A 7,303-nucleotide genomic window follows, 5' to 3' on the forward strand; every position below is an offset into this window, starting at 1 on the left:
CATGGAAAAGGGCTACGATTTCATCATCATCGGCGGCGGCAGTGCAGGCTCTGTCCTGGCCGCGCGGCTGACGGAGAACCCGGACGTCAACGTTCTGCTGCTCGAGGCAGGCGGCCGCGACTGGCACCCGTTCTTCCACGTACCCGCCGGTTTTGCGAAAATGACCAAGGGGATCGGATCCTGGGGCTGGCACACCGTCCCGCAGCGGCATATGCAGGAGCGGGTGTTCCGCTACACCCAGGCCAAGGTGATCGGGGGAGGATCCGCGATCAACGCCCAGATCTATACGCGCGGCAACGCCCTCGACTATGACGAGTGGCGCCAGATGGGCTGTGAAGGTTGGGGCTACGAAGATGTCCTGCCCTACTACAGGAAGGCCGAGGACAACGACACCTACGACAACCGCTTTCACGGCAAGGGTGGCCCCCTGGGCGTGTCGAAGCCCTGTGCGCCGCTACCGATCTGCGAAGCCTATTTCGACGCGGCCGCCGAGCTCGGCATCCCGCGCAACGAGGACGTCACCGGCGAGAAACAGGACGGCGCCGCCTATTACCAGCTGACCCAGAAGAACGCGCGGCGGTCCTCGGCGGCGATGGCCTATCTCGCGCCCAACCGCAATCGCCCGAACCTCCACATCAGGACGGACACCCAGGTGCGCCGCATTGTCGTTGACAACGGGGTTGCGACCGGCGTGGAACTGATCGACGGAACGGTCTTGAAGGCTGACGGCGAGGTGATCCTGTCCTCCGGATCGATCGGATCACCGAGGCTGCTGCAGCTGTCCGGGATCGGACCCGCCGACCATCTGAACAGCCTCGGCATCGATGTCGTCTGCGATCAGCCCGAAGTCGGCGCCAATCTCCAGGACCACCTCGACCTCTATTGTATCTGTGAGGTTAGCGGTCCGCACACATATGACCGGTATGCCAAGCTACACTGGTCCGCGATTGCCGGTCTGCAATATCTCTTCACCAGGCGCGGGCCGGTCTCCTCCAGCCTGTTTGAAACCGGCGGGTTCTGGTATGCCGACCCGGAGGCCAGGTCACCCGACCTGCAGTTTCATCTCGGTCTCGGCACCGGCATCGAATCCGGCGTCGCTGCCATGCCGGACGGTGGCGTCACGTTGAATTCGTGTTACCTCAGACCCCGCTCGCGCGGCAGCGTGCGCCTTCAGAGCGACAATCCGGGCGACGCGCCACTGATCGATCCGAACTACCTGGAAGATCCCCAGGACCGGGAAATGTCCATCCGCGGCCTGAAGCTGACCCAGGAGATCCTCGCACAGGGACCGCTGAAGAAATACATCAAGGCGGAGCGCCTGCCCGGCCCCGGCGTCAGGACCGACGACGACTACTTCAATTTCATCTGCGAGCACTCCAAGACCTCCCATCACCCGGCTGGAACCTGCCGGATGGGGTCGGACGAAAAGGCCGTGCTCGATCCAAGGCTCCGCTTCAACGGGATCGGCCGGTTGCGCGTCATCGACGCCTCCGTGATGCCGACCGTTGTCTCCTCCAATACCAACGCTGCGGCCATCATGATCGGCGAAAAGGGAGCCGACATGATCAAGCAGGACCACGGGTGACCTTTCATGATCAGACATATCGTCCTTATCAAGTTTCAACCGGATGTGAGCGAAGAAACGGTTCACGGCCTCTTTCAGGAGCTCCGCACGATCCGCGACCAGGTGTCCGGAATTCTCGACATCACCTCGGGCCGGAGCGAAAGCCCAGAAAAGATCGAGCGCGGCTACATGCACGGGTTTGTCGTCGATTTCGAGGATTGGGACGCCCTGGAGCGCTATCAGACCCATCCCGATCACAAGGCGCTCGGTGCAAAGCTGGTTGCGAATGCGATCGGCGGGCTGGACGGCATCCTCGTTCTCGACATCCCCACTGCGGCCTGACCAGCGGCGATCAACGTTTCAGGAGTAGCCGATGCTGACCCTCCCCACGCTCGACAATCGTCTGGAAGACTATGCGCTCCAGGGCGATCCGCTGATCCCGCGCGCTCCCGGCGTGCCGCTGACCCGGATTGCGTTTGCTGCTGCCCATGTCGTCTCCTCACCGCTTGCCGAACGCGATCCCTGGATCGGATCGCCCGCCGTCGACTGGGACAACACGCTCAGGTTCCGGCACTGGCTCTGGGACCAGGGGCTTGGCCTTGCCGAGGCGATGGACACCGCGCAACGCGGCATGGGTGTCGACTGGCCGACGGCGAAGGAACTCATCGAAAGAACGATGCGGGACGCAAAAGCGCATCCCATGAAGCCGCGGGTCGCCTGCGGTGCCGGCACGGATCAGAAACCCCGCGAGGACTATCGCACGACGGACGACATCGTTGCAGCCTACACGGAGCAGATGGAAGCGATCGAGGCCGCCGGCGGCCAGGTTATCCTGATGGCGTCGCAGGCGCTGCCGGCAATCGGGGCAACGGCCGATGACTACAAGACCGTCTACGGGACATTGCTGCGTCAGGCCGCATCGCCCGTCGTGCTCCACTGGCTCGGCGACATGTTCGATCCGAAGCTGACGGGTTACTGGGGCTCGAGCGACGTGGCAACGGCGATGCAGACCGTTCTGGACATCATCAACGCCCACGAGGACAAGGTCGACGGCATCAAGATTTCGCTGCTTGAAAAATCCTATGAGGAAGATCTGAGAGCCCGTCTTCCTGAAGGCGTGCATCTTTATACCGGTGATGATTTCAACTATGCGGAACTGATCGAGGGGGACGGAACGCGCTATTCCCATGCCCTGCTCGGCGCATTCGCGGCGATCGCCCCGGCTGCAAGCCAGGCGCTGGAAGCCCTGGCCAAGAGCGACCTTGCAACCTATCACCGCCTGCTGGAACCGACGGTCCCGCTCAGCCGCGAGATTTTCAAGGCGCCGACACAGTTCTACAAGGCCGGGATCGCTTTCCTCGCCTGGCTGAATGATGCCCAGAGCCACTTCATCATGCCGGGCGGCTTCCAGTCCTCGCGCGAGATTACCCACTATGCGGAAGTCTTCAGGCTTGCGGATCAGGCCCGTTTGCTGTCAAAGCCTGACAAGGCGGTCGACCGCATGAAGCTCCTGTTGAGGCTTCACGGCATCGACTAAGGACGAGAGACCGGGGCGCGCATGAAAAAGAGACCGACAATACTGGATGTCGCGCAGGAAGCCGGGGTGTCGAAATCAACCGTTTCGCTGGTTCTGCAGAACTCATCCCTCGTCAAGCCGGCAACGCGCACAGCAGTCGATAACGCCATCAAGAAGCTCGGATATGTTTACAACAGGTCAGCCGCCGGCCTCAGGGGGGCGGCCTCCGGTCTGATCGGCCTGATCATCAACGATCTGCGCAACCCGTTCTTCACCGAGTTCGCCGCGAGCGCCCAGATGGAGTTTGCCCGGAAGGGCTACTCGACGGTTGTCGCCAACACCGACGAGGACCCGGAAATCCAGGACCAGGTGATTGCGTCCATGATCGAACATGACGTGTCCGCATTCGTGATCTCACCTGCCTATGGCGGAGACGCAGATGCCTTTGCCCGCATCGAACGCGCGGGCATTCCCACCATGCAGGTGCTCCGCCAGATCGATGATCGCACCGACATCTTTCCCTTCGCCTCGCACAACTATTCCGCCGGAGGCGAATTGGCGACCCGGCATCTGTTCGACCTTGGATGCCGGAACATCGCCTTTGTCGGCGGGCTGGCGGACCGTCCCATCACCGAGGAACGCATGTCGGGCTACAGATGCTTCATGCAGGCGCAGGGCTTGCCGCCACGAACCTTTCACGGGCGGCCGTCCCGCGCCTTCGGACGGGATCTGGCGCTTGAGATCGCCGCGAAACACCCCGGCATCGAGGCCGCGATCTGTTTCAGCGATCTGGTTGCGCTCGGGATGATTTCGGGATTTGCGGAAGCAGGTGTGGAAGTCGGCAGGGAGATCCGCCTGATCGGCTTCGACGACATAGAAGAAAGCTCGCTTGTCTACCCGCGTCTGAGTTCGATCAGGTGCGACACGAAACATTTCGGCCAGAGTTCCGCGCAAGCGATGCTGGCTTGGATCGTGGACGGCAACCGCCCACCCGATGTCAAACACTATGACGTCAGGCTGATCGAACGCCAGTCGAGCATCGGTTTGAATTGATGGCGGACATTTTGCAACCGGCACATGAGGCAAGCCGCGCCGGTCTCGCTTCAGGTCGTGAGATGGATGGAAATGTCGAGACGATCGTTCGCGGGGCCACCGCACTGATTTTCGATTGCGACGGCACGCTTCTGAAAACACCGGATCTCTACGCTGCCGCGTGGCAATCCGCCTTCGCGAAGGCGGGCCATGAGATGGACCCGGACTGGTACCATCAGCGGGCAGGCATGTCGGAACACGTGCTGCTCGACGCCTTTGAAGCGGAAAAGGGTATAACGCTTGACCGGTTCCGCGCTGTGCGGGATCTGCGGCACTTCATTCTGGCGCATGTGGGTTCTGTTGAGGAAATTCCCGCGATCGCGGCAATCGCCCGCGCCAGCTTCGGCCATAAGCCGATGGCGGTTGCATCCGGAGGCTCGCACGAAATCGTGCATGCCACGCTACAGGCCTCCGGCCTGCTACATCTGTTCGAAGCAGTTGTCACGATCGACGACGTCGGCGAGGCAAAACCGGCTCCGGATCTCTTTCTGGAAGCCGCGAGCCGGTTGAAAGCGGCCCCCTCTTCCTGTCTCGTCTTCGAAGACAGCCCCCAGGGCATCAAAGCCGCAGAGGCCGCCGGCATGCGATGCGTGGACGTGACTTCACTGGGTTGATCTGGTGTCTCAAATGCAAAAAGCCCGCATGCGATTGCCATGCGGGCTGATTCTGGTTGCGGGGGTAGGATTTGATTGTTTTCTGCCCCGTTGCGTCGGACGTTGTCCTCCTTCCGGGGACCCCGTCAAGTTAAAATCGGCGACCCCTTCCAACAAAAAAGCCGCCCTGTTGGGCGGCTGTTTTGTTGGTTGCGGGAGCAGGATTTGAACCTGCGACCTTCAGGTTATGAGCCTGACGAGCTACCGGGCTGCTCCATCCCGCGTGAAGGTCGAGAATTCGTTGAAGAGTTTGGCGCTCAAGCAGCCGACAGGCGGTAGCGCACCAAGAATGTCAAACTGCGTTTAGCAGGCCTGGCGGCGACCTACTCTCCCACACCTTAAGATGCAGTACCATTGGCGCTGGGGAGTTTCACGGCCGAGTTCGGGATGGGATCGGGTGGGGGCTCCCCGCTGAGGCCACCAGGCCGGCGAAGCGCAGTTTTGTCGTGAACTGGTCTATTTCAGATAAGCATTGATTAATGAGAGCGATCAAGCCGAACGAGCTATTAGTAAAGCTAAGCTTCATGTGTTGCCACACTTCCACACGCTTCCTATCGACGTGGTGGTCTTCCACGGCTCTTCAGGGAGAACTGGTTTTGAGGTGGGTTTCCCGCTTAGATGCTTTCAGCGGTTATCCCTTCCGTACATAGCTACCCTGCAATGCGGCTGGCGCCACAACAGGTCCACCAGAGGTACGTCCATCCCGGTCCTCTCGTACTAGGGACAGATCCTCTCAATTCTCCTACACCCACGGCAGATAGGGACCGAACTGTCTCGCGACGTTCTGAACCCAACTCACGTACCACTTTAATTGGCGAACAGCCAAACCCTTGGGACCTGCTCCAGCCCCAGGATGTGATGAGTCGACATCGAGGTGCCAAACAATGCCGTCGATATGGACTCTTGGGCATCATCAGCCTGTTATCCCCGGCGTACCTTTTATCCGTTGAGCGATGGCCCTTCCACGAGGGACCACCGGATCACTATGGCCGACTTTCGTCTCTGCTCGACTTGTCAGTCTCGCAGTCAGGCAGGCTTATGCCATTGCACTCAACGAGCGATTTCCGACCGCTCTGAGCCCACCTTCGCGCGCCTCCGTTACCATTTGGGAGGCGACCGCCCCAGTCAAACTACCCGCCACACACGGTCCCGGATATTGTTGTACCGCGGTTAGATATCCATGACGACAAGGGTGGTATTTCAAGGGTGACTCCACCTCAGCTGGCGCCAAGGCTTCAACGTCTACCACCTATCCTACACATGTCGTGACGAATACCAGTGTGAAGCTGTAGTAAAGGTGCACGGGGTCTTTCCGTCTGACCGCAGGAACCCCGCATCTTCACGGGGAATTCAATTTCACTGAGTCTATGCTGGAGACAGCGGGGAAGTCGTTACGCCATTCGTGCAGGTCGGAACTTACCCGACAAGGAATTTCGCTACCTTAGGACCGTTATAGTTACGGCCGCCGTTTACTGGGGCTTCAATTCGGTGCTTGCACACCTCCTCTTAACCTTCCAGCACCGGGCAGGCGTCAGACCCTATACGTCGCCTTGCGGCTTCGCAGAGCCCTGTGTTTTTGATAAACAGTCGCCACCCCCTGGTCTGTGCCACCCCAATCCGGTTGCCCGAACTGAGGTCTCCCTTCTCGCGAACTTACGGGAGCATTTTGCCGAGTTCCTTCAGCATAGTTCTCTCAAGCGCCTTGGTATGCTCTACCAGTCCACCTGTGTCGGTTTCGGGTACGGTTTATAAGGTGGAGCTATTTCCTGGAACACATTCGCTGCACCCCCAATCCAATAAGGAGATACAACACACTGCATCCGTCACTACCACCAAGCTGCAGAATATTAACTGCATTCCCATCGACTACGCCTTTCGGCCTCGCCTTAGGGGCCGGCTAACCCTGCGCCGATTAGCGTTGCGCAGGAACCCTTGGACTTTCGGCGAGCGGGTCTCTCACCCGCTTTATCGTTACTCATGTCAGCATTCGCACTTCTGATATCTCCAGGACCCCTCACAGGTATCCCTTCGCAGACTTACAGAACGCTCCGCTACCGCGCATCAAAGATGCACCCGCAGTTTCGGTGTATGGCTTGAGCCCCGGTACATTTTCGGCGCGGGACCCCTTATTTAGACCAGTGAGCTGTTACGCTTTCTTTAAATGATGGCTGCTTCTAAGCCAACATCCTGGTTGTTTTGGGAGTCCTACATCCTTTCCCACTTAGCCATAACTTAGGGACCTTAACTGGCGGTCAGGGTTGTTTCCCTCTCCACAATGGACGTTAGCACCCACTGTGTGTCTGCCGGATAGTACTTCTCGGTATTCGGAGTTTGGTTAGGATCAGTAAGGCGGTAAGCCCCCATAGCCCATCCAGTGCTCTACCCCCGAGAGTATTCATCCGACGCTCTACCTAAATAGATTTCGCGGAGAACCAGCTATTTCCGAGTTTGATTGGCCTTTCACCCCTAGCCACAGCT

The 7,303-nt window shown here is 59.4% G+C and carries 5 protein-coding genes, 1 tRNA gene and 2 rRNA genes (1 of these 8 only partly in view); 5 read left to right on the forward strand and 3 right to left on the reverse strand.

What is annotated here, in order from left to right:
* Position 1 precedes the first annotated feature (1 nt).
* The 5 genes from ACO07N_RS04895 to ACO07N_RS04915 are packed head-to-tail and all read left to right on the forward strand — an operon-like array spanning position 2 to position 4,786.
* Positions 2-1,585: a GMC family oxidoreductase gene (locus ACO07N_RS04895; RefSeq protein WP_421979950.1), complete on the forward strand. Its 1,584-nt coding sequence runs from the start codon at positions 2-4 to the stop codon at positions 1,583-1,585.
* Positions 1,586-1,591: 6 nt separating this feature from the next.
* Positions 1,592-1,906, forward strand: a complete 315-nt coding sequence (locus tag ACO07N_RS04900) for a Dabb family protein (RefSeq protein WP_421979951.1) — start codon at positions 1,592-1,594, stop codon at positions 1,904-1,906.
* A 31-nt stretch (positions 1,907-1,937) separates the two neighbouring features.
* Positions 1,938-3,101, forward strand: coding sequence for a dihydrodipicolinate synthase family protein (locus tag ACO07N_RS04905; RefSeq protein WP_421979952.1), 1,164 nt, complete (start codon positions 1,938-1,940; stop codon positions 3,099-3,101).
* Between the two features lie 21 nt (positions 3,102-3,122).
* Positions 3,123-4,133 carry a LacI family DNA-binding transcriptional regulator gene (locus tag ACO07N_RS04910; RefSeq protein WP_421979953.1) on the forward strand — a complete coding sequence of 337 codons (1,011 nt, stop codon included), beginning with the start codon at positions 3,123-3,125 and terminating at the stop codon, positions 4,131-4,133.
* Positions 4,133-4,786 carry an HAD family hydrolase gene (locus tag ACO07N_RS04915; protein ID WP_421979954.1) on the forward strand — a complete coding sequence of 218 codons (654 nt, stop codon included), beginning with the start codon at positions 4,133-4,135 and terminating at the stop codon, positions 4,784-4,786. Before ACO07N_RS04910 ends, ACO07N_RS04915 begins: the two co-directional genes overlap by 1 nt.
* 186 nt (positions 4,787-4,972) lie before the next feature.
* Here the strand turns inward: ACO07N_RS04915 and ACO07N_RS04920 are convergent.
* The 3 genes from ACO07N_RS04920 to ACO07N_RS04930 form a co-directional block, all read right to left on the reverse strand.
* Positions 4,973-5,049 (reverse strand) — tRNA-Met (locus ACO07N_RS04920).
* Between the two features lie 86 nt (positions 5,050-5,135).
* A 5S ribosomal RNA gene (gene rrf / locus ACO07N_RS04925) occupies positions 5,136-5,250 on the reverse strand.
* Between the two features lie 60 nt (positions 5,251-5,310).
* Positions 5,311-7,303: ribosomal RNA gene (locus tag ACO07N_RS04930) — 23S ribosomal RNA — on the reverse strand (it continues 1,033 nt past the right edge of the window).

Source organism: Roseibium sp., from assembly GCF_965229775.1.
In the GTDB taxonomy this organism is placed as follows: Bacteria; Pseudomonadota; Alphaproteobacteria; order Rhizobiales; family Stappiaceae; genus Roseibium.